35 protein-coding genes are annotated in these 26,881 nt (G+C 42.3%); all 35 read left to right on the top strand.

The annotated features are described in order from the left end of the window. Positions 1 to 119: 119 nt before the first annotated feature. The 35 genes from rpoB (at position 120) to rplQ (ending at position 26,437) form a co-directional block, all read left to right on the top strand. A complete protein-coding gene (rpoB, locus tag METTU_RS06380) occupies positions 120 to 4,214 on the top strand; it encodes a DNA-directed RNA polymerase subunit beta (RefSeq protein ID WP_006890497.1) in 4,095 nt (1,364 codons plus the stop codon). A 6-nt stretch (positions 4,215 to 4,220) separates the two neighbouring features. After that, complete coding sequence (locus tag METTU_RS23605; protein WP_006890496.1) at positions 4,221 to 4,361, top strand: hypothetical protein; 141 nt, start codon at positions 4,221 to 4,223, stop codon at positions 4,359 to 4,361. A gap of 13 nt (positions 4,362 to 4,374) precedes the next feature. Beyond that, positions 4,375 to 8,580: a DNA-directed RNA polymerase subunit beta' gene (gene rpoC / locus METTU_RS06375; RefSeq protein WP_302050574.1), complete on the top strand. Its 4,206-nt coding sequence runs from the start codon at positions 4,375 to 4,377 to the stop codon at positions 8,578 to 8,580. A 186-nt stretch (positions 8,581 to 8,766) separates the two neighbouring features. Further along, entirely contained in the window at positions 8,767 to 9,141 is a 375-nt protein-coding gene (gene rpsL, locus METTU_RS22275; RefSeq protein WP_006890494.1) for a 30S ribosomal protein S12, read from the top strand. Between the two features lie 19 nt (positions 9,142 to 9,160). Then, positions 9,161 to 9,631: a 30S ribosomal protein S7 gene (gene rpsG, locus METTU_RS06370; protein WP_006890493.1), complete on the top strand. Its 471-nt coding sequence runs from the start codon at positions 9,161 to 9,163 to the stop codon at positions 9,629 to 9,631. Positions 9,632 to 9,661: 30 nt separating this feature from the next. Next, positions 9,662 to 11,758 carry an elongation factor G gene (gene fusA, locus METTU_RS06365; RefSeq protein WP_006890492.1) on the top strand — a complete coding sequence of 699 codons (2,097 nt, stop codon included), beginning with the start codon at positions 9,662 to 9,664 and terminating at the stop codon, positions 11,756 to 11,758. Between the two features lie 32 nt (positions 11,759 to 11,790). Further along, positions 11,791 to 12,981 (top strand): elongation factor Tu, encoded by a 1,191-nt coding sequence (gene tuf, locus METTU_RS06360; RefSeq protein ID WP_006890491.1) that lies wholly within the window; start codon positions 11,791 to 11,793, stop codon positions 12,979 to 12,981. Between the two features lie 5 nt (positions 12,982 to 12,986). After that, positions 12,987 to 13,298, top strand: a complete 312-nt coding sequence (gene rpsJ / locus METTU_RS06355; RefSeq protein WP_006890490.1) for a 30S ribosomal protein S10 — start codon at positions 12,987 to 12,989, stop codon at positions 13,296 to 13,298. A gap of 19 nt (positions 13,299 to 13,317) precedes the next feature. After that, a complete protein-coding gene (rplC, locus tag METTU_RS06350; RefSeq protein ID WP_006890489.1) occupies positions 13,318 to 13,968 on the top strand; it encodes a 50S ribosomal protein L3 in 651 nt (216 codons plus the stop codon). A gap of 3 nt (positions 13,969 to 13,971) precedes the next feature. Further along, positions 13,972 to 14,592, top strand: coding sequence for a 50S ribosomal protein L4 (gene rplD, locus METTU_RS06345; protein WP_006890488.1), 621 nt, complete (start codon positions 13,972 to 13,974; stop codon positions 14,590 to 14,592). Then, positions 14,589 to 14,888 carry a 50S ribosomal protein L23 gene (gene rplW / locus METTU_RS06340; RefSeq protein WP_006890487.1) on the top strand — a complete coding sequence of 100 codons (300 nt, stop codon included), beginning with the start codon at positions 14,589 to 14,591 and terminating at the stop codon, positions 14,886 to 14,888. The genes rplD and rplW overlap by 4 nt, the downstream gene beginning before the upstream one ends. Before the next feature lie 41 nt (positions 14,889 to 14,929). Continuing rightward, a complete protein-coding gene (rplB, locus tag METTU_RS06335; RefSeq protein ID WP_006890486.1) occupies positions 14,930 to 15,757 on the top strand; it encodes a 50S ribosomal protein L2 in 828 nt (275 codons plus the stop codon). Between the two features lie 12 nt (positions 15,758 to 15,769). Next, the gene (gene rpsS, locus METTU_RS22270; protein ID WP_006890485.1) at positions 15,770 to 16,042 is read left to right on the top strand and encodes a 30S ribosomal protein S19; all 273 of its coding nucleotides are present in this window, start codon (positions 15,770 to 15,772) and stop codon (positions 16,040 to 16,042) included. 8 nt (positions 16,043 to 16,050) lie between these two features. Next, positions 16,051 to 16,386: a 50S ribosomal protein L22 gene (gene rplV, locus METTU_RS06330; RefSeq protein WP_006890484.1), complete on the top strand. Its 336-nt coding sequence runs from the start codon at positions 16,051 to 16,053 to the stop codon at positions 16,384 to 16,386. Positions 16,387 to 16,395: 9 nt separating this feature from the next. Beyond that, positions 16,396 to 17,067: a 30S ribosomal protein S3 gene (gene rpsC / locus METTU_RS06325; RefSeq protein ID WP_006890483.1), complete on the top strand. Its 672-nt coding sequence runs from the start codon at positions 16,396 to 16,398 to the stop codon at positions 17,065 to 17,067. 17 nt (positions 17,068 to 17,084) lie between these two features. Then, entirely contained in the window at positions 17,085 to 17,498 is a 414-nt protein-coding gene (rplP, locus tag METTU_RS06320; RefSeq protein WP_006890482.1) for a 50S ribosomal protein L16, read from the top strand. Then, positions 17,498 to 17,689: a 50S ribosomal protein L29 gene (gene rpmC / locus METTU_RS06315; RefSeq protein ID WP_006890481.1), complete on the top strand. Its 192-nt coding sequence runs from the start codon at positions 17,498 to 17,500 to the stop codon at positions 17,687 to 17,689. The genes rplP and rpmC overlap by 1 nt, the downstream gene beginning before the upstream one ends. Position 17,690: 1 nt before the next feature. Then, positions 17,691 to 17,954, top strand: coding sequence for a 30S ribosomal protein S17 (gene rpsQ / locus METTU_RS06310; RefSeq protein WP_006890480.1), 264 nt, complete (start codon positions 17,691 to 17,693; stop codon positions 17,952 to 17,954). Between the two features lie 42 nt (positions 17,955 to 17,996). Beyond that, positions 17,997 to 18,365: a 50S ribosomal protein L14 gene (gene rplN, locus METTU_RS06305; RefSeq protein WP_006890479.1), complete on the top strand. Its 369-nt coding sequence runs from the start codon at positions 17,997 to 17,999 to the stop codon at positions 18,363 to 18,365. Between the two features lie 14 nt (positions 18,366 to 18,379). Further along, on the top strand, positions 18,380 to 18,697 hold the full coding sequence (gene rplX, locus METTU_RS06300) for a 50S ribosomal protein L24 (protein WP_006890478.1): 318 nt from the start codon (positions 18,380 to 18,382) through the stop codon (positions 18,695 to 18,697). Positions 18,698 to 18,712: 15 nt separating this feature from the next. After that, positions 18,713 to 19,252 (top strand): 50S ribosomal protein L5, encoded by a 540-nt coding sequence (rplE, locus tag METTU_RS06295; RefSeq protein ID WP_006890477.1) that lies wholly within the window; start codon positions 18,713 to 18,715, stop codon positions 19,250 to 19,252. Positions 19,253 to 19,265: 13 nt separating this feature from the next. Continuing rightward, on the top strand, positions 19,266 to 19,571 hold the full coding sequence (gene rpsN, locus METTU_RS22265) for a 30S ribosomal protein S14 (protein ID WP_006890476.1): 306 nt from the start codon (positions 19,266 to 19,268) through the stop codon (positions 19,569 to 19,571). A 33-nt stretch (positions 19,572 to 19,604) separates the two neighbouring features. After that, positions 19,605 to 20,000, top strand: a complete 396-nt coding sequence (gene rpsH / locus METTU_RS06290; protein WP_006890475.1) for a 30S ribosomal protein S8 — start codon at positions 19,605 to 19,607, stop codon at positions 19,998 to 20,000. A gap of 15 nt (positions 20,001 to 20,015) precedes the next feature. Further along, positions 20,016 to 20,549, top strand: coding sequence for a 50S ribosomal protein L6 (gene rplF, locus METTU_RS06285; RefSeq protein ID WP_006890474.1), 534 nt, complete (start codon positions 20,016 to 20,018; stop codon positions 20,547 to 20,549). Positions 20,550 to 20,558: 9 nt separating this feature from the next. Beyond that, entirely contained in the window at positions 20,559 to 20,912 is a 354-nt protein-coding gene (gene rplR, locus METTU_RS06280) for a 50S ribosomal protein L18 (RefSeq protein WP_006890473.1), read from the top strand. 9 nt (positions 20,913 to 20,921) lie between these two features. Continuing rightward, positions 20,922 to 21,428 carry a 30S ribosomal protein S5 gene (gene rpsE, locus METTU_RS06275; RefSeq protein ID WP_006890472.1) on the top strand — a complete coding sequence of 169 codons (507 nt, stop codon included), beginning with the start codon at positions 20,922 to 20,924 and terminating at the stop codon, positions 21,426 to 21,428. Positions 21,429 to 21,433: 5 nt separating this feature from the next. After that, positions 21,434 to 21,619, top strand: a complete 186-nt coding sequence (gene rpmD / locus METTU_RS06270; protein WP_006890471.1) for a 50S ribosomal protein L30 — start codon at positions 21,434 to 21,436, stop codon at positions 21,617 to 21,619. Beyond that, positions 21,619 to 22,053, top strand: a complete 435-nt coding sequence (gene rplO / locus METTU_RS06265; protein ID WP_006890470.1) for a 50S ribosomal protein L15 — start codon at positions 21,619 to 21,621, stop codon at positions 22,051 to 22,053. The genes rpmD and rplO overlap by 1 nt, the downstream gene beginning before the upstream one ends. Further along, positions 22,054 to 23,376, top strand: coding sequence for a preprotein translocase subunit SecY (secY, locus tag METTU_RS06260; protein WP_006890469.1), 1,323 nt, complete (start codon positions 22,054 to 22,056; stop codon positions 23,374 to 23,376). Between the two features lie 32 nt (positions 23,377 to 23,408). Next, positions 23,409 to 23,522, top strand: coding sequence for a 50S ribosomal protein L36 (gene rpmJ, locus METTU_RS22260; RefSeq protein ID WP_081466878.1), 114 nt, complete (start codon positions 23,409 to 23,411; stop codon positions 23,520 to 23,522). 75 nt (positions 23,523 to 23,597) lie between these two features. Next, positions 23,598 to 23,954: a 30S ribosomal protein S13 gene (gene rpsM / locus METTU_RS06255; RefSeq protein ID WP_006890468.1), complete on the top strand. Its 357-nt coding sequence runs from the start codon at positions 23,598 to 23,600 to the stop codon at positions 23,952 to 23,954. A 26-nt stretch (positions 23,955 to 23,980) separates the two neighbouring features. After that, positions 23,981 to 24,367, top strand: a complete 387-nt coding sequence (gene rpsK / locus METTU_RS06250; RefSeq protein WP_006890467.1) for a 30S ribosomal protein S11 — start codon at positions 23,981 to 23,983, stop codon at positions 24,365 to 24,367. Between the two features lie 19 nt (positions 24,368 to 24,386). Beyond that, entirely contained in the window at positions 24,387 to 25,007 is a 621-nt protein-coding gene (rpsD, locus tag METTU_RS06245) for a 30S ribosomal protein S4 (RefSeq protein WP_006890466.1), read from the top strand. A gap of 21 nt (positions 25,008 to 25,028) precedes the next feature. Beyond that, the gene (locus METTU_RS06240) at positions 25,029 to 26,042 is read left to right on the top strand and encodes a DNA-directed RNA polymerase subunit alpha (protein ID WP_006890465.1); all 1,014 of its coding nucleotides are present in this window, start codon (positions 25,029 to 25,031) and stop codon (positions 26,040 to 26,042) included. Between the two features lie 17 nt (positions 26,043 to 26,059). Beyond that, the gene (gene rplQ, locus METTU_RS06235) at positions 26,060 to 26,437 is read left to right on the top strand and encodes a 50S ribosomal protein L17 (protein WP_006890464.1); all 378 of its coding nucleotides are present in this window, start codon (positions 26,060 to 26,062) and stop codon (positions 26,435 to 26,437) included. Positions 26,438 to 26,881: the final 444 nt, after the last annotated feature.

The following is a 26,881-nucleotide window of genomic DNA, read 5'->3' as shown; positions in this document are numbered from 1 at the left end:
GACGTTGAAATAGACGTCCCTGCCAAGTACGGCTGGTGGCAACCTTGTCATCGGCCTTTTACTGTTTGCAATAACCGCACGGTAGAAAATTATCTATGACGAAAAGGTTTGGAAGCGATATGTCCTACTCTTTTACAGAAAAAAAGCGTATTCGAAATAACTTTGGGAAAGGTACTGAGGTACTTGATGTTCCCTATCTTCTGGCAACGCAAATTAATTCATATGCGGGCTTTTTGCAATCAGGTGTTACAGCTGAAAAGCGTGAAGACAGTGGATTGCATGCTGCATTCTCCAGTGTTTTTCCAATTGAAAGCCATTCCGGATATGCGGTGCTGGAGTATGTGAAATATAGATTGGGGGAGCCTGTTTTTGATGTAAGAGAGTGTCAACAAAGAGGCGCGACTTATGCGGCCCCCTTAAGGGTATTGGTTCGCTTGGTTATCTATGATAAAGAAGCCTCTGCGAATGCTAAAGTAGTTAAGGATATCCGTGAGCAGGAAGTTTACATGGGTGAGTTGCCTTTAATGACTGACAATGGAACATTTGTCATTAATGGGACGGAGCGGGTCATTGTCTCCCAGTTACATCGTTCACCAGGTGTTTTCTTTGATCATGATAAAGGAAAGACCCATTCGTCAGGAAAGTTGTTATTTAATGCGCGGGTTATCCCTTATCGTGGTTCGTGGTTAGATTTTGAATTTGATCATAAAGATTGCGTTTTTGTTCGAATTGATCGGCGTAGAAAAATCCCCGCAACTATCTTGCTTAGGGGATTAGGGTACGATAACGAAGAAATGTTAAAGATTTTCTTCGAAATGAATAAATTTACTGTTGATGCTCAAAAATGCATTTTCCATATCGTGCCTGAACGCATGCGTGGAGAAATTGCAGCCTTTGATATTAAGAGTAAAAAAGGTGAAGTATTGGTTGAAGAAGGACGTCGGATTACGGCTAAGCATATCCGTGAAATGATAAAGTCCGGGTTAACCGAAGTAGAAGTGCCCAAGGATTACTTGGTTGGCAAGATATTAGGACATAACCTGATTGACCGATCTACAGGCGAGCTGGTCGCTAATGTGAACGACGAACTGACTGTAGCAATAATAGATCGATGCATTGAAAGCGGCATTACCGATCTGAATACCTTGTTCGTCAATGACTTGGATAAAGGTCCGTACATGTCTAATGCCATGAGACTGGATACCACTACCAATAGTCTTGAAGCATTGGTTGAAATATACCGGATGATGCGTCCTGGCGAACCACCGACTAAAGACTCTGCTGAGAATTTGTTTCAAAACTTGTTCTTTACCGATGAAAGATATGATTTGTCTACGGTTGGACGAATGAAGTTTAATCGTCGTTTAGGTCGCCAAGAAACGACAGGTTCGGGCACTTTAACTAAAGACGACATCATTGATGTACTTAAAGAATTAATAGATATTCGTAACGGCAACGGCAATGTTGACGATATTGATCATCTAGGTAACAGGCGGGTTCGTTCTGTTGGTGAAATGATCGAGAACCAATTCCGTGTAGGCTTGGTTCGCGTTGAAAGAGCGGTTAAAGAACGCTTAACATTGGCTGATTCAGAAGGCTTGATGCCTCAGGAAATTATCAATGCGAAACCAGTTTCTGCCGCGGTAAAGGAATTTTTCGGCTCCAGCCAGCTGTCGCAATTTATGGATCAAAATAATCCATTATCCCAAGTGACGCATAAACGCCGCGTATCGGCTCTAGGGCCTGGCGGTTTGGCAAGAGAACGCGCCGGATTCGAGGTTCGTGACGTACATGCAACGCATTATGGTCGCGTATGTCCAATTGAAACACCTGAAGGACCCAACATCGGCTTGATAAATTCGTTATCGGTCTATGCGCGTACCAATAATTATGGTTTTCTGGAAACGCCTTATAGAAAAGTAATCGATGGCAAGGTAACCGACCATGTCGATTATTTGTCAGCTATTGAAGAAGGCGAGTTTGTTATTGCTCAGGCCAGTGTTGCTGTCGATGCAAGCGGAAAGCTGGTTGAAGGGTTGGTATCATGTCGCCATAAAGATGAATTTACTTTGGCTATGTCAGACACCGTGCAATACATGGATGTGTCATCCAAGCAGATTGTATCGGTGGCGGCTTCCATTATTCCGTTCCTGGAGCATGATGATGCTAACCGTGCGTTGATGGGTTCAAACATGCAGCGTCAGGCTGTTCCTACGCTAAGGGCTGAAAAGCCATTGGTAGGTACAGGCATGGAAAGAACGGTTGCAAAAGATTCAGGCGTAACCGTGGTTGCAGCGCGTGGCGGCAAGATTGAAGCAGTTGACGCGGCCAGAATCGTAGTGCGAGTAAATGATACTGAGACTGAAACAGGTACGCCAGGTGTTGATATTTACAACCTGATTAAATATACCCGTTCGAATCAGAATACCTGCATCAACCAAAAACCATTGGTGAAACCGGGTGACATCGTTAATGCCGGCGACATTATGGCAGACGGTCCATCTACCGATATTGGCGAGTTAGCTTTAGGGCAAAACATGCTGGTTGCGTTTATGCCTTGGAATGGATACAACTTTGAAGATTCGATTCTGGTTTCGGAGCGTGTCGTCAAGGAAGATCGTTTCACTACGATTCATATTGAAGAGAAAACTTGCGTAGCGCGTGATACCAAACATAGCCCGGAAGAAATTACTGCGGATATTCCTAATGTCAGTGAAGAAGCGTTGTCCAAACTCGACGAGTCCGGAATAGTTTATGTCGGCGCCGAAGTAAAAGGCGGTGACATTCTGGTAGGTAAGGTAACGCCAAAAGGCGAGACCCAATTAACACCGGAAGAAAAGCTACTGCGAGCAATTTTCGGCGAGAAAGCGGCCGATGTGAAAGATACATCGTTACGTGTACCTGGAAGCATTGAGGGTACGGTTATTGATGTCCAGGTATTTACCCGTGATGGAGTCAAGAAAGACAAGCGTGCTCTGGATATTGAGCAGGAAGAAATCAAGCGTTACAGAAAAGACCTTGATGATCAGCTGAAAATTCTTGAAGAAGATATTTTTGCTCGTGTTGCCAGGCTTTTGGTTGGAAAAGTTGCCCAATCAGGTCCCGGTCAGTTAAAAGCGGGAACTGAGATAACGCAAGCTTACCTTAATGGCTTGAAGCATTCAGAGTGGCTGAAAATTCGCATGAAGGATGAAGATATCAATCTTCAGCTGGAAACGGTTGTCACCCAGGTAGAGCAGCAAAGAAAAGACTTTGATGAAAAATTCGAAGTCAAGCGCAAGAAAATCACCATGGGTGATGATTTGGCGCCAGGTGTTCTGAAGATGGTCAAGGTTTATTTAGCGGTTAAAAGGCGTATTCAGCCCGGTGATAAAATGGCTGGTCGTCATGGAAATAAAGGTGTTATTTCTATGATTAGGCCGATTGAGGATATGCCGTATACCGCTGATGGCAATCCGGTTGATATTGTCCTTAATCCATTAGGCGTACCTTCGCGGATGAACGTCGGACAGGTGTTGGAGACACATTTAGGCTGGGCAGCAAAAGGTTTAGGCATCAAGATAGGTAAAATGCTTGAGGCTAAATATGATGCTGAGAAAGCTAAAGTTACCGCTATCAGAGAATATCTGGACAAAATTTATAACAGTAGCGGCCATAAAGAAGATTTGGATTCATTTACCGATCAAGAGATCTTGGAAATGGCTGAAAATCTTGTCGGCGGTGTGCCTATGGCGACTCCTGTATTTGACGGTGCAAGCGAAGAAGAAATTCGCACCATGTTGAAGTTGGCTGATTTGCCAGAACATGGACAGGTTACGCTTTATGACGGCTTGACAGGCGAACCGTTTGAGCGTGAAGTTACGGTTGGTTATATGTATATGCTGAAGTTGAACCATTTGGTTGATGACAAGATGCATGCGCGGTCAACAGGGCCTTATAGCTTGGTTACGCAGCAACCATTAGGCGGTAAAGCGCAATTCGGCGGACAGCGTTTCGGGGAAATGGAGGTCTGGGCGCTTGAAGCTTATGGTGCCGCCTATACCTTGCAGGAAATGTTGACGGTTAAATCTGATGACGTGACCGGTAGAACGCGCATGTATAAAAACATTGTCGATGGCGATCATAAAATGGAAGCCGGTATGCCGGAATCATTTAATGTTTTAATTAAAGAAATCCGCTCATTGGCTGTCAATATAGAATTGCAGCGGGATTAGGTGTGTATGTCGGGTCTCCTAAAGCGCCTGCTGTTGGTAGTGAGGCGCAACCCGGCAAAGCAATGCCGTACCCGTTGGGTTGCGATGCAAAAAGACGTGCCTAACCCAACCTATAGCCTGTTCTGGTATACGCCAGAAAGCATTTAAAGAGGACAAGCTCTTGAAAGATTTAATGAATTTCTTAAAACGTCAAGGTCGTGCCGATGATTTTGACGGAATTAGCATTGGTTTGGCATCACCGGATATGATTCGTTCCTGGTCATATGGCGAAGTAAAAAAACCGGAAACGATTAACTATCGGACGTTTAAGCCTGAGCGGGATGGTTTGTTTTGTGCCAAGATTTTTGGCCCGGTCAGTGATTATGAGTGCCTTTGCGGTAAATATAAAAGACTGAAACATCGTGGCGTTATTTGCGAAAAATGTGGCGTTGAAGTTACGTTGTCCAAGGTTCGTCGTGAAAGAATGGGGCATATTGATTTAGCCAGTCCTGTTGCTCATATTTGGTTCTTAAAATCACTGCCTTCCAGAATTGCGTTGTTGTTGGATATGACGCTACGCGAAATTGAACGCGTATTATATTTTGAATCGTTCGTCGTTTTAGATCCAGGCATGACGCCTTTAGATAAAGGCCAGCTGCTTACTGATGATGATTACCTGGATGCGGTTGAATTGCATGGAGATGATTTTGTCGCAAAAATGGGTGCGGAAGCGATCTATGATTTGCTCAAATCAATCGATTTAAAAGAGCAAGTTGAGATTCTGCGCGAAGAAATTAACTCGACCAATTCAGAAACCAAGATCAAGAAGTACTCAAAACGCCTGAAAGTTATGGATGCGTTATTGAGTTCAAAAAATCGCCCGGAATGGATGATTTTGAAAGTGTTGCCGGTATTGCCACCTGAATTACGGCCACTTGTGCCACTGGATGGCGGTCGATTCGCAACCTCTGATTTGAATGATCTTTATCGTCGCGTTATCAACAGAAACAACCGTTTAAATCGGCTGTTGGATTTGAATGCGCCAGACATTATCGTTCGTAACGAAAAACGTATGCTGCAGGAATCTGTTGATGCGTTGCTGGATAACGGTCGTCGTGGTCGTGCGATTACCGGTACTAACAGAAGACCGCTTAAATCATTAGCGGATATGATCAAAGGCAAGCAAGGGCGTTTTAGACAAAACCTCTTGGGCAAGCGCGTTGACTATTCAGGTCGATCAGTCATTGTTGTGGGCCCTACGTTAAGGCTGCATCAATGCGGACTTCCGAAAAAAATGGCATTGGAGTTATTCAAGCCATTTATATTTAGCAAGCTGCAATTTCGCGGTCTGGCCACAACCATTAAAGCTGCGAAAAAAATGGTTGAAAGGGAAGGCGCTGAAGTCTGGGATATTCTTGAAGAAGTTATCCGCGAACATCCTATTTTGTTAAACCGCGCACCTACATTGCACAGACTTGGCATTCAGGCGTTTGAGCCCACGTTGATTGAAGGTAAAGCGATCCAGTTGCACCCGTTGGTCTGTAGCGCGTTTAACGCCGACTTTGACGGCGATCAGATGGCCGTGCATATTCCGTTGTCTATTGAAGCGCAACTGGAAGCCAGAACGTTAATGATGGCGACAAATAACATCTTGTCTCCGGCAAACGGTGAACCTGTTATCAATCCATCTCAAGACGTGGTATTGGGGCTTTATTACATAAGCCGTGAAAAAATTAATGCAAAAGGCGATGGCAATATATTTGTCAGTGTCGGCGAAATTCATAAGGCGCTGTTAACTAAGACGGTTGAATTACAATCTAAAATTCAATTGCGTATCACGGAAAAAGTGGTAAATGAAAATGGCGAAACTGAAGATAAAACTCATCGCGTAGAAACTACCGTGGGCCGTGCGCTAATCTGGGAAGTGGTTCCAGACCGTACGCCATTCGAGTTGGTTAACTGCGATATGACCAAAAAGAACATATCGCGGTTAATTAATTACAGTTATCGCTATTTGGGTAACAAAGACACCGTCATACTTGCCGATCAGTTGATGTATCTGGGTTTTAGATATGCAACGATTTCCGGAGTTTCGTTCGGTATCGAAGATATGGTAATACCGGCCAAAAAAGTCGATATTATTAAGGCTTCCGATGCTGAAGTTAACGAAATTCAAAGTCAGTATGCTTCCGGTTTGGTAACTGATGGTGAACGATACAACAAGGTTGTCGATATCTGGTCGCATGCCAATGACCAAATAGCTAAGGTAATGATGGACGGGCTTGGTGAAGAGTCGGTTGTTAATGCTGAAGGTAAGACGGTAAAACAAAAATCATTCAACTCTATCTTTATGATGGCCGAGTCAGGGGCGCGGGGTTCTGCTGCTCAGATTCGTCAGTTAGCCGGTATGCGTGGTTTGATGGCAAAGCCTGACGGCTCCATTATTGAAACGCCTATCACCGCTAATTTTAGAGAAGGCTTGGACGTATTGCAGTACTTTATTTCTACGCATGGTGCTCGTAAAGGTCTGGCGGATACTGCGTTGAAAACTGCGAACTCCGGGTACTTGACGCGTAGGCTGGTCGACGTGGCGCAGGATCTGGTAATTAATGGTGATGATTGCGGTACATCTAATGGTTTGATCATGACTCCAATTATTGAGGGTGGTGATGTTGTAGAGCCTTTATCGGAGCGCGTATTAGGTCGTGTTGCAGTCAATGACATCATGGATCCTGCCGGTGACATTATAGTAGCACCTAGAGGCACGTTATTAGATGAACACTGGGTGTCTGTCCTCGAAGCGCATAGTATTGATCAGGTTCTGGTCCGTTCAATTATTACCTGTGAAAACAGACACGGTGTTTGTGCCGCCTGTTATGGGCGTGATTTAGGGCGCGGTCATCTGGTTAATATTGGTGAGGCGGTAGGGGTTATTGCTGCGCAATCAATCGGTGAGCCAGGTACGCAGTTGACTATGCGGACTTTCCATATCGGTGGTGCTGCATCCAGATCTGCTGCAATCAGTAATGTTCAGGTTAAATCTGCGGGTACTGTGCGCCTTAATAATCTGAAATCAGTGGTTAATCGCGAAGGTAATCTGGTTGCAGTTTCAAGATCAGGTGAAGTTGGCGTAGTTGATGATTATGGTCGGGAGAAGGAGCGTTATAAAATCCCTTATGGAGCGGTGCTTTCCGTGCAGGAAGGTTCGCGAATTAATGCGGGTGATATAATTGTTAACTGGGATCCGCACACGCATCCTGTTATCACTGAGGTTGATGGTGTGGTCGAGTTAATCGATTTTGTCGATGGCGTTACCGTACAAAAGCAATCCGACGAAGTTACCGGTTTGAGTTCATTAGTTGTCACTGATCCGAAACAGCGGGGAAGTGCGGGTAAGGAATTGCGTCCAATGGTTAGGCTTTTTGATAGCGAAGGAAATGCAATTTATTTGCCGGGGACTGAGATACCAGCGCAATATTTCTTGCCTGCAGGGGCGATTGCCGGAATCAAAGACGGTGGGGAAGTAAAGGTTGGTGACGTTTTAGCGAGAATTCCGCAGGAGTCTAGTAAAACAAGAGATATTACCGGTGGTTTGCCGCGGGTTGCAGATTTATTTGAAGCGCGAAAAACAAAAGATCCGGCAATTCTTGCAGAAACTAGTGGCACCATCTCCTTTGGAAAAGAAACAAAAGGTAAGCAACGGGTCATAATTACAGATCCTGCTGGCGAGCAAATTGAAACATTGATCCCCAAATGGCGCCATATTACGGTCTTTGAGGGGGAGTATGTAGAAAAGGGAGAAACCATAGCAGAAGGTGAGTTAACGCCGCACGATATCCTTAGGTTAAGAGGAATTGAGGAGTTAGCGAACTATTTGGTTAAGGAAATTCAGGATGTATATCGTTTGCAGGGTGTGAAAATTAATGATAAGCATATTGAAGCTATCATTCGTCAAATGCTCAGGAAGGTCGAGATTACTGCATCCGGCGATACAGGATTCCTGAAAGGAGATCAGGTTGAGCGTGCGGCAATGAGGGAAGAAAATGACAAGGTTGAGGCTGAGGGGAAGATTCCTGCGAGCTACAATTCGGTGCTGCTTGGTATTACTAAGGCATCGTTGGCGACAGAGTCATTTATTTCGGCGGCGTCATTCCAGGAAACAACCCGTGTATTGACGGATGCAGCGGTTCGCGGATTAAGCGATAGTTTGCAAGGGTTAAAAGAGAACGTTATCGTTGGTCGGTTAATCCCGGCAGGCACGGGGTTGGCTTATCATGAAAGCAGAAAGAACAGATTTGCTCAGAATGAGATAGTAGAAAACGAAGCGCCTCTAGCTGTAGATGCGGGAGATGTGGAAGAAGCCCTTAAGCAGGCTTTGAATATTTAGGGATTTATTATATAGATCATTTTTAAATATGGACTTGACCTAAGGGGTATTAGCAAGTATTATACTCTGCTCAAATGAGCTAACGTGCTTGGGTCGGGTCGAGTTGCAATTAACCGTCGACGTTTAATATGTGCGACGGTTAATTTATTATCTGACAGTTTAATTGTATATCGGAGTAAACAAGTTATGGCCACGATCAACCAATTGGTTCGTAAGCCTCGTGCTAAAAAAATAGAAAAAAGCAATGTTCCTGCATTGGAGGCTTGTCCTCAGCGTAGGGGTGTATGTACTCGTGTTTATACGACAACACCTAAAAAACCAAACTCCGCGTTACGAAAAGTGGCTAGGGTTAGGTTGACGAATGGAGCTGAGGTTAGTAGCTACATTGGTGGTGAGGGACACAATCTTCAGGAGCATTCCGTGGTTCTGATAAGGGGCGGTCGTGTTAAGGATTTGCCTGGTGTGAGATATCACGTTGTTCGTGGTAGCTTGGATGCCTCAGGTGTGACTAACAGAAAATGTGGTCGCTCTAAATATGGAACAAAACGGCCTAAAGGCTAAACGTTGGTTGGTGAGATAAATGTCTAGAAGAAGAGTCGCTACAAAAAGAGAAATCATTCCAGATCCAAGATTTGGTAGCATAATGCTAACTAAGTTCATGAATATGATCATGGAGAGTGGCAAAAAATCTATCGCGGAAGGAATTGTCTATGGCGCTTTGGATGTGATTGAGAGCAAAGGTCATAGCGAGCCATTGGAAGTACTGTCTAAGGCTTTGGAAAATGTTCAGCCCAGGGTTGAGGTTAAGTCTCGCCGTGTTGGTGGTGCAACATACCAGGTGCCTGTTGAAGTTCGACCTTCAAGGCGTATGGCTTTAGCGATGCGTTGGTTGATTGATGCTTCGCGTAAGAGAAATGAAAGAAATATGCCTGCTAAGTTGGCTGGTGAGTTGATGGATGCTTTTGAAAGCAGAGGTTCTGCGGCCAAAAAACGTGAAGATACTCATAGAATGGCAGAGGCAAATAAGGCTTTCTCTCATTATCGTTGGTAATTAACGAATTGTATAGAAGACTGTATAGTTGTGGCACGTAAAACTCCCATAGGGTTTTATCGAAATATCGGCATCATGGCGCACATTGATGCGGGCAAGACCACGACTACAGAGCGCATTCTTTATTATACCGGCGTTTCTCACAAAATAGGTGAGGTTCATGACGGTGCTGCAACAATGGATTGGATGGAGCAGGAGCAGGAGCGGGGAATAACCATTACCTCGGCCGCAACAACCTGTTTTTGGGCTGGAATGGAAGGTCAATTCCCTTTGCATCGTATAAATATCATAGATACGCCTGGGCATGTGGACTTTACTATAGAGGTTGAGCGCTCATTACGGGTTTTGGATGGGGCGTGTGCGGTGTTTTGCGCTGTTGGTGGGGTTGAGCCGCAATCTGAAACGGTCTGGCGTCAAGCGGATAAGTACGGTGTGCCGCGATTGGTTTTTGTGAATAAAATGGATCGCTCTGGTGCTGACTTTTTTCGGGTAATTGAGCAGATTAAGGCGCGATTGGGTGGCAAGGCTGTTCCAATGCAGTTGCCGATTGGTGCAGAGGATGGTTTTGAGGGTGTTGTTGATCTTATTAAAATGAAGGCCATATATTGGGATGACGCCAATATGGGTATGACTTTTAAAGAAAAGGAAATTCCGGCTGGTATGTTAGGTCTCTGTGAGAAATGGAGAGAGCATATGGTTGAAGCCTCTGCGGAGGCAGGCGAAGATTTATTGGAGAAATACCTTGAAGATGGGTGTTTGTCAGACGAAGAGATTAGGCTGGGAATTCGTTCTCGGACAATAGCGAATGAGATCGTTCCTGCATTTTGTGGTTCAGCCTTTAAGAACAAGGGTGTTCAGGCTATGCTGGATGCGATTGTTGAATATATGCCGGCTCCCACTGATGTCGAAGCTATAAAAGGGCATCTTGAGGATGATGTTATTGAAGCGGTTCGTCCTGCTGATGATGGCGCTCCTTTTTCGGCATTGGCATTTAAGATTGCTACGGATCCTTTTGTAGGGACGTTGACTTTTTTTAGGGTCTACTCAGGTGTGCTTAATTCTGGGGATAGTGTTTATAACCCGGTAAAAAAGAAAAAAGAGCGCATTGGGCGAATAGTGCAAATGCATGCCAATAGTCGCGAAGAAGTTAAGGAGGTATGTGCTGGGGATATAGCGGCTGCAATTGGTCTCAAGGATGTGACGACGGGCGATACACTATGTGATCTCAAAGAAGTTATTGTACTTGAGCGCATGGAGTTTCCTGATCCGGTGATTTCGGTTGCGGTGGAGCCAAAAACGAAAGCCGACCAAGAAAAGATGGGGGTGGCATTGGGTAAATTGGCCCAAGAGGATCCATCTTTTAGGGTGCATACGGATGAGGAGTCAGGTCAGATAATTATTTCCGGAATGGGGGAATTGCATCTCGAGATAATTGTCGATCGCATGAAGAGGGAATTTAATGTTGAGGCTAATATTGGGGCTCCGCAGGTTGCATACAGGGAAACAATCCGAAAGACAGTAGAGCAAGAGAGCAAGTTTATAAGGCAGTCCGGTGGGCGCGGGCAGTATGGGCATGTCTGGTTGCGCATTGAGCCGCAAGAAATTGGTGCCGGTTATGAGTTTGTTAATGAGATTGTTGGTGGGGTTGTTCCAAAAGAATTTATACCCGCTGTAGATAAAGGTATCCAAGAGCAGTTGAAGAGTGGTATCCTAGCTGGCTATCCTGTATTGGATGTAAAGGTGTCTTTATTTGATGGTTCGTATCATGATGTTGATTCGAGTGAAATAGCTTTCAAAATTGCTGGCTCCATGTGTTTTAGGGAGGGGGCTAGGAAAGCAAGCCCCGTATTGCTTGAGCCTATAATGAAAGTTGAAATTGCTACGCCTGAAGAGTACATGGGTGATGTGGTTGGCGATATCAATAGGCGGCGTGGAATAATTCAGGGAATGGAGGATACTCCGTCAGGAAAGGCGCTTAGCTGCGAAGTACCGTTGGCGGAAATGTTTGGTTATGCAACTGATTTGCGTTCGGCAACACAGGGGCGAGCTACATACAGTATGCAGTTTGAAAAATATAATGAAGCACCTGCGAATATTGCAGAAGCGATTATTAAAAAATCTTCATAAAAAAATTGAATATAATTTAAAGGTATTAACTCATGGCCAAAGAAAAATTTTCACGTAGCAAGCCCCACGTAAACGTCGGCACAATCGGTCACGTCGATCATGGTAAAACTACTTTAACTGCTGCTTTAACAAAAGTAATGGCTGAGCTCCAAGGTGGAGAAGTTAAAGCCTTTGATCAGATTGATAATGCACCTGAAGAGCGTGCGCGTGGTATTACTATATCAACATCGCACGTCGAATATGAATCAGCAACACGCCATTATGCGCACGTTGACTGCCCGGGCCATGCTGATTACGTAAAAAATATGATTACCGGTGCGGCGCAAATGGATGGCGCTATTTTGGTATGTTCGGCAGCTGATGGCCCAATGCCGCAAACAAGAGAGCATATCCTGTTATCAAGACAGGTGGGTGTGCCTTACGTTGTGGTGTTCCTGAATAAAGCGGACATGGTTGATGATGCAGAGCTGATCGAATTGGTTGAAATGGAAATTCGTGAGCTGCTGGATATGTATGAATTTCCAGGTGATGATACGCCTATTATTGTTGGTTCGGCTTTAAAAGCATTGGAAGGTGATACCAGTGAAATCGGCGTTCCTTCAGTAATCAGATTGGTTGATGCATTAGATAGTTACATTCCTTTGCCGGAAAGAGCGGTAGATGGTGCATTCCTGATGCCGATTGAAGATGTATTCTCAATTTCCGGTCGTGGCACCGTAGTGACCGGTCGTATTGAGCGAGGCATTGTTAAAGTTGGCCAGGAAATTGAAATTGTCGGCATTAAGCCTACCGTATCAACAACCTGTACCGGTGTAGAAATGTTCCGTAAATTACTGGATCAGGGTCAGGCTGGCGACAATGTCGGTATCCTTCTGAGAGGAACAAAAAGAGATGATGTCGAGCGTGGTCAGGTATTGGCGCACAAGGGCACGATTAAGCCGCATTCATACTTCAACTCAGAAATTTATATCTTGTCTAAAGATGAAGGTGGTCGTCATACTCCATTCTTCAATGGCTATCGTCCGCAGTTCTATTTCAGAACAACTGACGTGACAGGTGCTGTCGAGTTGCCGGAAGGTGTTGAAATGGTTATGCCTGGCGATAATATTTCAGTCAAAGTAAAGCTGATTTCACCGATCGCCATGGAAGATGGTTTGCGTTTTGCAATCCGTGAAGGTGGTCGTACAGTAGGTGCGGGCGTCGTTGCATCAATAATCGAGTAATATATATGTCTAATCAAACTATCAGAATCCGTTTGAAATCATTTGATCATAAATTGATTGATCAATCGGCTGGTGAGATAGTAGAAACAGCAAGAAGAACGGGTGCTCAAGTTAAGGGTCCTATTCCATTGCCTACTAAAAAAGAGCGTTTCACTATTTTGATTTCTCCGCATGTTAATAAAGATGCGAGAGATCAATATGAGTTGAGAACGTATAAAAGATTATTGGATATCGTTGAACCAACAGAAAAAACCGTAGATGCATTGATGAAGTTGGATCTTGCAGCTGGTGTTGATGTTCAAATAAAATTGAATTAAGAAGCAGGGGAATTGGCAGATGTCAATAGGTCTTATAGGTCGTAAATGTGGTATGACCAGAGTTTTTTGTGAAGATGGTTCGTCAGTACCAGTTACTGTACTCCAGATTGACTCAAACAGAGTTACTCAGGTTAAAGGTATTGAAGTTGATGGGTATCGTTCGATTCAAGTAGCAGCGGGCGATAAAAAATCTTCTAGAGTCAATAAAGCAATGGCAGGTCATTACGCAGCAGCTAATGTGACAGCTGGACGTGGCCTGTGGGAGTTTAGGCTCGAAGATGGTGAGGGTGAGGATTTATCTGTTGGCTCTCAATTGTCTTTAGATGTTTTTTCTGCCGGTCAAGTTGTTGATGTTCAGGGTAAAAGTATTGGTAAAGGTTTTGCTGGTGGCATAAAGCGTCACAATTTCAGTATGCAAGATGCAACTCATGGTAACTCACGTTCACATAGGGTTTTGGGTTCTATCGGTATGTGTCAAACGCCTGGACGTGTATTTAAAGGCAAGAAAATGGAGGGTCATATGGGGGCTGAAAAAGTTACAGTTCAGAATCTGACTATTCATTCAATTGATACAGCAAGAAATTTAATTTTAGTAAAAGGCGCTGTGCCTGGTGCTAAAGGCGGTGATGTAGTTATTACGCCCGCTATGAAAATGCGGAATAAAGGTTAGGCTATGAGTTTGCAAATACCTGCTTTAAACGAACAAGACTCTTCTGGAAGCTTAGAAGTAGCAGAGGCTATTTTTGGGCAGTCATTTAATGAAACTTTAGTTCACCAATTAGTTGTTAGGCATCTGGCAGGCGCTCGTGCCGGAACTAAAGCTCAGAAGACGCGCTCTGATGTGAGCGGTGGTGGTGCAAAGCCATGGAGACAAAAAGGAACGGGTCGAGCAAGATCTGGTACAACACGTAGCCCGGTATGGAGAACGGGTGGTGTTGCTTTTGCTGCAAGGCCAAGAAATTATGAGCAAAAGCTAAATAAAAAAATGTTTCGGGTTGGTGTTCGGTCAATTTTGTCTGAGTTACTTAGGCAGAATCGGTTGGTGGTTAGTAATGATATTTTGCCTTCCAGTCCCAAAACCAAAGAATTAAATGCAAGAATAAAAAATATTGACGCAAAACGCATTCTGATTGTAGTCGAGAATGTGGATGCAAATTTAGCTTTGGCGTCAAGAAACATACCTTATGTAGAGGTGATTGAGGCTATTAATTTAAGCCCAGTTTTATTGGTTTCGGCCGATAAAGTTATTGCTACACCTGGTGCGTTGAAGCAAATAGAGGAGCGCTTGGCGTGAGTTTAAATAAATACCACTTAGCAGGTGTGCTACAGGCTCCGATTGTGTCTGAGAAGAGCACTATTGCTGCAGAAAAAAATAATCAATTTGTTTTTAAAGTGCAGAAACATGCAACTAAAAAACAAGTAAAGAGTGCAGTGGAACTAATGTTTAGCGTTGAGGTTGATTCAGTTCAAGTTTTAAACGTTAAAGGCAAACAGAAAAGATTTGGCGGCTCATTGGGACAGCGATCTGATTGGAAAAAGGCTTATGTAAAACTAAAGCCCGGTCATGATATAGATTTCTCTGCTGCTTAATAATTTAAGTTTTAAAAGATCAATAGGAAACGGTAGAAAGCATGGCTATTGTAAAGTCTAAACCGACGTCACCGGGTTCACGGTTTGTAGTGCGGATCAAAAATGATGATTTGCATAAAGGCAAGCCATATGCGCCTTTGCTTAGTAAAAAGAGCAAAAGTGGCGGGCGTAATAATAATGGGCGTATAACAACGCGCCATATAGGTGGTGGTCATAAGCAGCACTACCGGATCATTGATTTTAAAAGAAATAAAGTCGATATTCCTGCTGTTGTTGAGCGTCTTGAATATGACCCAAACAGAACCGCTAATATCGCTTTGATCTTATTTAAAGATGGTGAGAGAAAATACATCATTGCCCCTAAGGGTCTTGAAGTTGGGCAGGAAGTTCTTTCTTCGGAAACTACGGCTATTAAGCCGGGTAACTGTATGCCGTTGAGAAACATACCAATGGGTACGACGGTTCATTGCGTGGAATTGAAACCGGGCAAAGGTGCTCAAGTTGCGCGAAGTGCCGGTACATCTGTACAATTGGTAGCTAAAGATGGCGCTCATGCAACCCTTAGATTACGATCTGGTGAAATGCGTAAAGTTATGGCTGATTGTCGCGCCGTAATTGGTGAGGTTTCAAATTCAGAACATAGCTTGATATCTCTTGGAAAGGCTGGTGCTTCAAGATGGCGAGGTGTTCGACCTACTGTGCGTGGTGTTGTAATGAATCCGGTTGACCATCCGCATGGTGGTGGTGAAGGCCGAACATCTGGCGGTAGACATCCGGTATCACCCTGGGGCATGCCAACCAAAGGCTATAAAACCAGAAATAACAAACGTACTGATAATATGATTATCAGGCGTCGTAAGCTTAAATAGAGAGGAATTAGCGTGCCGCGTTCAATTAAAAAAGGTCCTTTTATTGATCATCATCTGCTGAAAAAAGTTGAAGATGCTGTAAGTACTAATAATCGGAAACCGATTAAAACATGGTCAAGAAGATCAATGATTATTCCTGATATGCTGGGTTTGACTATAGCAATCCATAATGGACGCCTGCACATACCTGTTCTTATTTCTGAGAATATGGTCGGGCATAAATTAGGTGAGTTTTCGCCAACTCGCACATATAAAGGCCACGTGGCTGATAAGAAATCTAGATAGGTTGTGTTATGGAAGTTTCAGCAAAATTAAAAAATGCTCCGCTGTCTGCGCAAAAGGCGCGGTTAGTAGGCGATCAGATTCGTGGCTTGCCAGTTGAAAAGGCGCTAAACTTATTGAAGTTTAGCTCAAAAAAAGCTGCTGCGATTATAAAAAAAATTCTTGAATCTGCTATCGCTAATGCGGAACATAATGAAAGTGCAGATATTGACGAATTAAAAGTGTCAACCGTTTATGTAAATGAAGGGGCGACCATGAAAAGATTCAAGGCAAGAGCTAAAGGACGTGCAAATCATATCCTTAAAAGAACCTGCCATATTACAGTTAAAGTCGCAGAATACGAGTAGGGGCAGAAAATGGGTCAAAAGGTACATCCAACAGGTATACGCCTTGGTATTGTAAAAGATTGGAATTCAAGATGGTATGCGAGTAGTCAGGATTATTCTGTTTTCCTGCACCAAGACTTGACAGTCAGAGACTATATCAAGAAAAAATTAGCTCATGCTTCTGTAAGTCGTATTCAGATTAACCGTCCACCGAATAATGCGCATATTACAATACATACGGCAAGGCCAGGTATTGTAATTGGTAAAAAGGGCGAAGATATTGAAGCGTTAAGACAGGCAGTGTCGAAGATAATGGGCATTCCTGTGCAGCTTAATGTTGAAGAGATTAGAAAGCCTGAGCTGGATGCCCAGTTAGTTGCTGAAGGTGTTGCTCAGCAACTCGAAAAAAGAATTATGTATCGTCGAGCAATGAAGCGCGCTGTAACTAATACAATGCGATTAGGTGCTGAAGGTATAAAGATCAATGTTGGCGGTCGGTTAAATGGCGCTGAAATTGCTAGAAGCGAATGGTATAGGGAGGGACGGGTTCCTCTGCATACATTACGGGCAGACATTGATTACGCAACCGCTGAAGCACATACTACCTACGGAATTATCGGCATTAAGGTGTGGATATTCAAAGGTGAGGTATTCGATATGGATGCTCATATAGCCTCCATTAATTCAGAATCTAAAAAATAGTTGAAGGGATAGAGAAAATGCTTCAACCTAAAAGAACCAAGTTCCGTAAACAACATAAAGGCAGAAATAACGGTACTGCCGTACGTGGCTCATCAGTAAGTTTTGGTGATTTTGGCCTTAAATCAGTCGAGCGTGGCAGACTTACTGCTCGTCAAATTGAATCAGCCCGTAGAACTATTACCCGGCATGTCAAGCGTGGCGGTAAAATATGGATTAGAATCTTCCCAGACAAGCCAATTACCAAAAAACCATTAGAAGTTCGTATGGGAAAAGGAAAAGGTAGTGTAGAATACTGGGTTGCTCAGGTTAAGCCTGGAACTATGTTGTATGAAATACAGGGTGTTTCTGAGGAGTTGGCTCGTGAAGCATTTGCTTTAGGTGCTGCCAAGTTACCTTTGAAAACACTTTTTACTGCTCGGACAATAATGTAATGAAAGTAAGTGAATTACGCCAAAAATCTAAAGACGAATTAGGATCAATGTTGCTCGAATTGTCGCGTGAACAATTTAATCTTAAAATGCAAAAAGGTACAGGTCAGCTGTCTAAACCGGATCAAGTGAAAAAGGTTAGGCGTGATGTGGCACGTATCCATACCATATTAAACGAAATGGCGAGCGCATAAAATGAGTGAAAATGTACCTAAATTGCGGACTATCACTGGTCGGGTTGTTAGTAATAAAATGAACAAAACCATTACAGTTTTGGTTGAGCGAGTTGTAAAGCACCCTGTTTACGGTAAATACATTAAGCGTTCAACTAAAATGATGGCTCATGATGAACAAAATATTTGCCATGAAGGCGACGTAGTATCGATTACATCATGCAGACCTATGTCTAAGAATAAAACCTTCATGTTGGTTCAGGTCTTAGAAAGCGCCAACAAATAGCATCACTAGGCTATTTAATAAACAGATAATTAGGAATAAATCATGATTCAGATGCAAACTAACCTTGACGTCGCCGATAATAGCGGTGCAAAAAGGGTCATGTGTATCAAAGTGTTGGGTGGGTCTCATAGGCGCTATGCAGGCATTGGTGATATCATCAAGGTCAGTATTAAAGACGCTATACCACGAGGAAGGGTTAAAAAAGGCGAAGTTTATAACGCATTGGTTGTTAGGACTCGTAAAGGCGTTCGCAGACCGGATGGTTCAGTTATCCGCTTTGATGGTAACGCAGCAGTTATTCTGAATAATAATTTACAGCCACTTGGTACACGCATTTTCGGCCCTGTAACACGTGAGCTCAGAGGCGAGAGATTTATGAAAATCATCTCGTTAGCTCCTGAAGTTTTATAAGGTAGGGTTTAAAAATGCAAAGAATTAAGCAAGGCGATGAAGTTATCGTTCGTACCGGTAAGGATAAAGGTAAAAGTGGTAGGGTAAGCAAGGTTTTAAAGGATAATAAGGTTTTAGTTGAGGGAATCAACCAGGTTAAAAAGAACCAAAAACCAAATCCAAATGCTGGTGTTTCAGGTGGAATTATTGTCAAGGATATGCCGATTAATATTTCCAATATAGGATTATATAATCCTGAGACCAAGAAAGCGGATCGTGTCGGCTTTAAGTTTCTAGAAGATGGAAAAAAAGTCAGATATTTTAAGTCAACAAATGAAGTTGTTGATGTATAGGTGTAGATAAAAATCATGGCTAGACTAGAAACCGTATATAAAGAAAAAATCCTTCCAGCATTAGTAGAGCAATTTGCTTATAACTCTGTTATGCAGGCGCCGCGAATTACAAAAATAACACTCAATATGGGTGTTGGTGGTGCCGTTGCTGATAAAAAAGTCTTGCAATCCGCAGTTAGCGACATGGAAAAAATTTCCGGTCAAAAACCAGTTGTTACGCTGGCAAGAAAATCAATCGCGGGTTTTAAAATTCGTGACGATATGCCAATAGGTTGCAAGGTTACTTTGCGTAGCGATAGGATGTATGAATTTTTAGATCGTTTAATAAGTATTTCTATTCCTCGAATCCGTGATTTTAGAGGATTGAGCCCTAAAAGCTTTGATGGGCGTGGTAATTATTCTATGGGTGTTAAAGAGCAAATCATTTTCCCGGAAATTGATTATGACAAAATTGACACGTTGCGCGGCATGGATATAACTATCACAACAACGGCTCAAACTAACGAAGAAGGTTTGGCTTTGTTGAAGCTTTTTAATTTTCCATTTAAGAACTAAAGGGCGCGTTAAAATGGCAAAAAAATCAATGATTGCGCGAGAAGACAAGCGTAAAAAATTAGTACAAAAATATGATGTCAAACGTAAATCTTTGAAAGAAATTATCAGAGATCCGAGTGCCACATTTGAAGATAAAGAATCTGCTCATTTACAACTTCAAAAATTACCGAGAGACTCTAGTGCATCAAGAGTTCGTAACCGTTGTAATTTAACCGGACGTCCGCATGGTTATTACCGTAAGTTTGGCCTTAGTCGAAATAAGCTAAGAGAAGCAACAATGCGTGGCGATGTGCCAGGCTTGGTAAAGGCAAGTTGGTAAGATCTTTTAGATCAAGTTTAGAGAGATTATAAGATGAGTATGACAGACCCAGTCGCAGATATGCTGACCCGAATCAGAAACGGTCAATCTGCTGGCAAAAAAATCGTTAAGCAGCCTTCGTCAAAATTGAAAGTGTCTATTGCCAAGGTGTTAAAAGAAGAAGGTTTTATAACAGGTTATTCTATGGAAACAGTCGGCAGTCATACAGAAATGACTATTGAGTTGAAGTACTATAAGGGAGCTCCTGTAATTGAAAATATTAAAAGAATTAGTAAACCTGGTTTACGTATTTATAAATCTAAGGATGAATTGCCAAAAGTTCTTGGCGGGCTAGGGATTGCTATCGTATCAACATCGAATGGTGTTATGACCGATAGAGCTGCTCGTTCAATTGGACATGGCGGTGAAGTCATTTGTACTGTTTGTTAAAGTGTAGGTCAGGTTATGTCAAGAATTGCTAAGGCTCCAGTAATTATCCCAAGTGGTGTGGATATAAAGCTAGAGGGTAATAATGTGACCGTAAAAGGAAGCAATGGTCAATTATCTTATGATATTAATTCAGCTGTTAGTCTTGGTATTACGGATAACGTAATTCAGGTTCAGTGGGATAAAGATGATAAAAAAGCTACTGCTCAAGCTGGAACAGCTAGAGCAATCGTAAGCAACATGGTTATTGGTGTCTCCGCAGGTTTTGAAAAGAAATTAACCCTGATTGGCGTGGGCTATAGAGCGCAGGCTAAGGGAAATATACTCAATCTAGCCCTTGGTTTTTCCCATCCAGTTGATTTTGAAGTTCCGGCTGGCGTTTTTGTTGAAACGCCTAGTCAAACGGAAATATTAATTAAGGGAAGCGACAAGCAGTTGGTAGGTGAAGTTGCTGCGAAAATTAGAGCATATCGTCCACCTGAGCCATACAAAGGTAAGGGTGTCAGATACGCTGATGAACATGTTGCAAGAAAAGAAGCTAAGAAGAAGTAAGGTAGCGAAATGGATAAGAAACAAGCTCGTATGAAGCGCGCATTAAAATTGCGTAGCAAAATTAAGAAATTAAGCACAACACGATTGTCAATTCACAAAACTTCGCAACATATTTACGCTCAAGTTATTAGTGCTGATGGAACGACGACTTTAGCAAGTGCATCAACAACTCAGGCTGAAATTAAATCGACATTAAAAAACACTGGAAATGTAATCGCTGCAGCTGAGGTAGGGAAATTTATTGCACAAAAAGCAATTGCTGCTGGGGTTTCCGAAGTTGCTTTTGATCGTTCAGGATTTAAATATCATGGTCGCGTTAAGGCATTGGCTGATGCGGCACGTGAAGCCGGTTTGAAATTTTAGGGGAATAAAATGTCTACAGCACCTTCTCAGGTTAGTGCAGATGGTTTGCAAGAAAAGTTAGTTAATGTAAGGCGTGTTGCAAAAGTTGTAAAAGGCGGTAGGGTTTTTGGCTTCACAGCGCTAACAGTAGTTGGTGATGGTGAGGGTCGAGTTGGATACGGTGTTAGCAAAGCCCGCGAAGTGCCTATTGCAATCCAGAAGTCTTTGGAGCAAGCGCGTAAAAATATGCGTAAAGTTTCTTTGAAAGGCGACACGTTGCAATATCCTATTATGAATACAACTGGAGCTGCTAAAGTTTATATGCAGCCCGCTTCGGAAGGTACAGGCATTATTGCTGGTGGGGCAATGAGAGCGGTATTTGAAGTAGTTGGAGTTCATAACGTATTAGCTAAATGCATCGGAACTAGTAATCCTATTAATGTCGTTAGGGCAACTATTAATGGTCTTACGGGAATGCATAGTGCTAACCAAATAGCTGCAAAACGCGGCTTATCAGTTGAACAGATTATTGGGTAGTAGTAATGGCTAGCAATGAAATAAGTGTTACGATGATAAAAAGCAGATTTGGACGTTTACCACGTCACCAAGCCTGTCTAAAAGGTTTGGGATTGCGTAAAATCAACCAGACGGTTGTGGTGCTCAATACGCCTGAAAACCGCGGTATGATAAACAAAGTATCGTACATGCTAAAATTCGAGGAAGTGTAATGTTTTTAAATACAATCCGTTCAAGTGAAGGGGCTCGAAAAAAATCTAAACGAGTAGGTCGGGGTATTGGCTGCACGCTTGGTAAGACTTGTGGAAGAGGGCATAAAGGGCAAAAGGCTCGTAGTGGCGGCTTTCATAAAGTTGGTTTCGAAGGTGGTCAGATGCCTTTGCAGCGTCGATTACCTAAGATTGGATTCACTTCATTAATTAGCAAATATTCGGCCGAGGTTAGGCTGAACGAGCTCGATGGTTTAAATGCTGATGTAATTGATCTTAAGACGCTGATTGACGCCAATATTGTTCCTGCGTTTACAAAGAAAGCTAAAATAATAAAGTCTGGTGTGTTGAGTAAGGCTGTTACGATTAAAGGAATAAAAGTAACCGGTGGTGCCAAAGAATCTATTGAAGCTGCTGGCGGCAAAGTAGAGGTTTAAGTGAGTACATCAAGAGCGCAGGTGTCTGGGAAGGTCGGCGGTTTTTCAGAGCTTAAAGCTAGGTTGCTTTTTGTTTTGGGAGCTTTTTTTGTATACAGAGTCGGTGCCCATATTCCTGTGCCTGGAATAGATCCTAAGGCACTTGCTGTAATGTTTGAGCAGCAAAGCGGATCAATCTTGGATATGTTTAACATGTTCTCGGGTGGTGCTTTGATGCGTTTAAGCTTATTTGCATTGGGCATAATGCCTTATATTTCAGCATCAATTATTATGCAATTGATGACAGTTGTTATTCCTGCAATGGAGCAGCTAAAAAAAGAGGGGGAGTCGGGTCGGCGTAAGATTTCACAGTACACTCGATTTGGTACTGTCGTTTTAGCGACTTTTCAGGCGATTGGTATTTCTCTAGCATTGCAAAATCAAACGGCTGGTGGGCTTTCTGTGGTCTTGAGTCCAGGTATGAGTTTTATCGTTATTACAACCGTTACTTTGGTTGCCGGTACTGTTTTTTTGATGTGGCTGGGTGAGCAAGTTACAGAGCGGGGAATTGGTAATGGTATTTCTCTCATCATCTTTGCGGGTATAGTTTCTGGCTTGCCAAAAGCAATTGGCGGTACTTTAGAGTTGGCAAGAACCGGTGAAATGAATGGGGCATTTATCATATTATTGTTTTTGTTATCAATTTCCGTAACCGCGTTGGTGGTTTTTGTTGAGAGAGGGCAGAGAAGGATTCTTATTAATTACCCTAAAAGGCAACAAGGCCGTAAGATGTATGCTGGGCAAAGTAGTTTTTTGCCTTTAAAGCTTAATATGGCTGGTGTAATACCGCCTATCTTTGCATCCAGTATAATTTTATTTCCTGCGACTATTGCCGGATGGTTTGGAAATAGCGAAGGCTTTACTTGGCTTCAGGACGTCGCCACCATGTTGTCTCCTGGTCAGCCTGTTTACGTTATTTTTTATGCGACGGCTATTGTTTTCTTTTGTTTCTTTTATACCGCTTTGGTGTTTAATTCAAAAGAAACTGCTGAAAATTTAAAGAAATCGGGTGCATTTTTACCTGGAATAAGGCCTGGTCTTCAAACGAGTTCTTATATCGATAAAGTGATGACCCGACTAACATTAACTGGCGCATTTTATATTACACTTGTATGTTTATTGCCTGAGTTTTTGATTGTTTACTGGAATGTTCCATTTTATTTTGGAGGAACATCTTTATTGATTATTGTAGTGGTTGTAATGGATTTCATCTCTCAGATGCAAACTCATGTTATGTCCCAGCAGTATGATGGCTTAATGAAAAAAGCCAATCTAAAAAAATAAATTATTGCACAAGAGCAGTCTAGGAGTTAGTTGTGAAAGTTCGTGCCTCTGTAAAAAAGATTTGTAGAAAATGTAAAGTTGTAAAAAGAAATGGTGTTGTCAGGGTTATCTGTGAAGACGGAAAACATAAGCAACGACAAGGATAATAATTGTTGCGTCATTTTTTATACATGTTATAATTTGGCGCTTAACTTTAGAGCAATATCAAGGGGAGTATCTAGATGGCGCGTATTGCCGGGATAAATATACCAGATCATAAACATGCGGTGATTGCGTTGACTGCTATTTATGGTGTTGGTCGTCAAACTGCAAGTGAAATTTGTGTTGAAGTGGGTATAACGCCTTCGATTAAAATAAAAGAGCTGACTGAAGAGCAATTAGAAGCCATTCGTAATGTGGTTTCGAAGATGACAGTGGAAGGTGATCTGCGTCGTGAAGTTTCAATGAATATCAAGCGTTTGATGGATCTGGGTTGCTATCGCGGAATAAGACATCGTAGAGGATTGCCTTTAAGAGGGCAGAGAACGAGAACTAATGCTCGTACTCGAAAAGGCCCGCGTAAGGCAATTAGAAAATAAGATATTCCTTTAAGAGGTTGAAGTAAATGGCGAGTCAAAATCGTTCTAGAAAACGTATAAAAAAAGAAGTTGCTGATGGCATAGTGCATGTACATGCTTCTTTTAATAATACGATCATAACTATCACAGATAGAAAAGGTAATGCTCTTTCTTGGGCAACATCAGGAGGATCTGGTTTTCGTGGGTCCAGAAAAAGCACGCCATTCGCTGCGCAAGTCGCGGCTGAAAAGGCGGGTTCTGTTGCTTTGGAGTTTGGCATGAAAAACCTTGATGTCATGATTAAAGGTCCTGGTCCGGGGCGCGAATCTGCAGTGCGTTCTCTGAATAATTTGGGATTCAAAATAAATAATATTGTTGATGTGACGCCAATTCCTCATAATGGATGTCGTCCGCCGAAAAAACGCCGCGTATAAAAATCTGGAGTAGTTTGTTATGGCAAGATATCTTGGGCCTACCTGTAAATTAAGTCGAAGAGAAGGCACCGATCTGTTTTTAAAAAGCAGAGGGAAGTCTTTAGAAAATAAGTGTAAATTAGATCAGCGCCCTGGTCAGCATGGTACTAAGCGCGCAAGAAGTTCGGATTACGCTATTCAGTTGAGAGCTAAGCAGCGCTTACGCAGAATATACGGCATTTTAGAAAAACAATTCAGAAACTACTATAAAACGGCAGATTTGAAGAAAGGTGCAACAGGTCAGAATTTGTTAAATCTTTTAGAGTCAAGATTAGATAACGTTGTGTACCGTATGGGTTTTGCTTCGACTCGGGCAGAAGCTCGTCAGTTGGTTAGTCATAAATCTATTCAGGTGAATAATGTTTTGATCAACGTCCCTTCTTATCAGGTTTCTCCAGGTGATGTTCTTACCGTTAGAGAGAAAGCGAAAAAGCAACAAAGAATTGTTGATGCTTTAGTTGTAACTGAGCAGTATGGATTCCCTTCTTGGGTTGAAGTTAATTCTAAATCAATGTCAGGTACTTTTAGCTCTCTGCCAGATCGTGTAGATTTGGGTAGTGATATAAATGAGCAGTTGGTAGTTGAGCTTTACTCTAAATAATCGTAGTTTTGAGGGATATAAATGCAGAATTCTATTTCTGGCTTGCTGAAGCCCCGATTAGTTGAGGTTGTAAGCAAAACACCTAATCATTCTAAGATTGTTATTGAACCTCTTGAAAGAGGATTTGGTCATTCTATTGGTAATGCATTGCGCCGAGTGTTGTTGTCTACAATTCCTGGATGCGCAGTTACAGACGTTGAAATTGAAGGCGTTCTTCATGAGTACACCACTATAGAGGGTGTTCAAGAAGATGTGATTGATATTTTGCTGAATCTTAAAAAATTAGCGGTTGTGCTTCATTCTAAAGATGAAGTTGAACTTACTCTTTCAAAGCATGGGGCGGGTTGTGTTACCGCCGCCGATATTATACTTCCGCATGATGTGGAAATTATTAATCCTGATTTGGTAATCGCTAATCTGACACAGGTTGGCGTTTTAAATATGAAGATCAGGGTGCGTCGCGGAAGAGGTTACGAACCAGTAAGTGTTCGTAAATTAAATTCCGAGCATAGCCTTGTTGTTGGAGCGCTTCAGCTTGATGCTTCATATAGCCCGATAGTCAAAGTTGCTTATCAGGTTGAAAGTACTCGTGTTGAGCAGCGTACTAATTTAGACAAATTAGTAATCGAACTGGAAACAAACGGAACAGTTGACCCAGAAGAGACTATTAAGCTTGCTGCCACGATACTTCATGATCAGTTATCTGTATTCGTTGATTTTGAAAAAGTAAATGATCAGCTTGCTGAGGAAGAAGTTGAAGTCGAAGAAATATTCGATCCCGTTCTTCTTCGCCCAGTAGATGATCTTGAGTTAACAGTACGTTCTGCTAACTGCTTAAAAGCCGAGAATATTTTTTATATTGGAGACTTAATTCAACGTACTGAAGTTGAGTTATTAAAAACTCCGAATCTTGGCAAAAAGTCCTTAACAGAAATAAAAGACATTCTTGCTTTAAAAGGTTTATCTTTAGGTATGCGGTTGGAAAACTGGCCTCCTGAAAACCTTGCAGATCAAACTCACGCAATAACACACTAACATTAGGTCTTCTTACAATGAGACATCGTAAATCCGGAAGAAAATTCAATATGAATAGCAGCCATCGCAAGGCGCTATTTAGTAACATGGTTAGTTCATTATTCAAACATGAATTAATAAAAACAACTTTACCAAAAGCCAAAGAATTAAGAAGCTATGCTGAGCCATTAATTACTTTGTCTAAAGAAGATAGCGTCGCTAAAAGACGTCTTGCTTTCGCTCGGTTGCGTGATCGTGACGTAGTCACTAAGCTTTTCAATGAGCTAGGTCCTCGCTACAAGAATAGAGCGGGTGGATATTTGCGTATTATGAAGTGCGGATTTAGACCCGGTGATGATGCGCCGATGGCTTATGTAGAGCTTGTTGATAGACCTACCGCTACGATAGAAGATTAATTCAGTTTTTCGACTGCAAAAAATAATTTTAAATATTATAATCAGCCTCTAAAACCTGAAATATTGCGTTTATGATTAGGGGCTGAATTTATAAAATTCAAATCCTAATCTTAAATACATAACTCCAGATTTTAATCTGGATTATAGTCATTATAAAAAATCATGTAGACTGTGATAGAGAGGCTAAACGTTTTCTTATATCCATCTATTCAATTTGGCGGGCTACTATAAGACCTTGCCAACTCAATGTTTATCGATTTCTCCATTCAGTAACAAAATATTCAGCAATACAACTACTAAAGCCTAGTGGGAGGTATTTTTATGTCTCCATAACTGCGTATTATAGAATATTACTGCGTTATCCATGCCTAATAATCTTTGTATAGTGGCAGTGCTTATGACCTGCGTGTTCTGGGTCGGGTCGGCTAGATTAGTTCTTTTTAT

Source organism: Methylobacter tundripaludum SV96, from assembly GCF_000190755.2.
Taxonomy (GTDB): Bacteria; Pseudomonadota; Gammaproteobacteria; order Methylococcales; family Methylomonadaceae; genus Methylobacter_A; species Methylobacter_A tundripaludum.
Note: the sequence above shows the minus strand (reverse complement) of the source record. Positions and strands in the feature narration are given on the sequence as shown.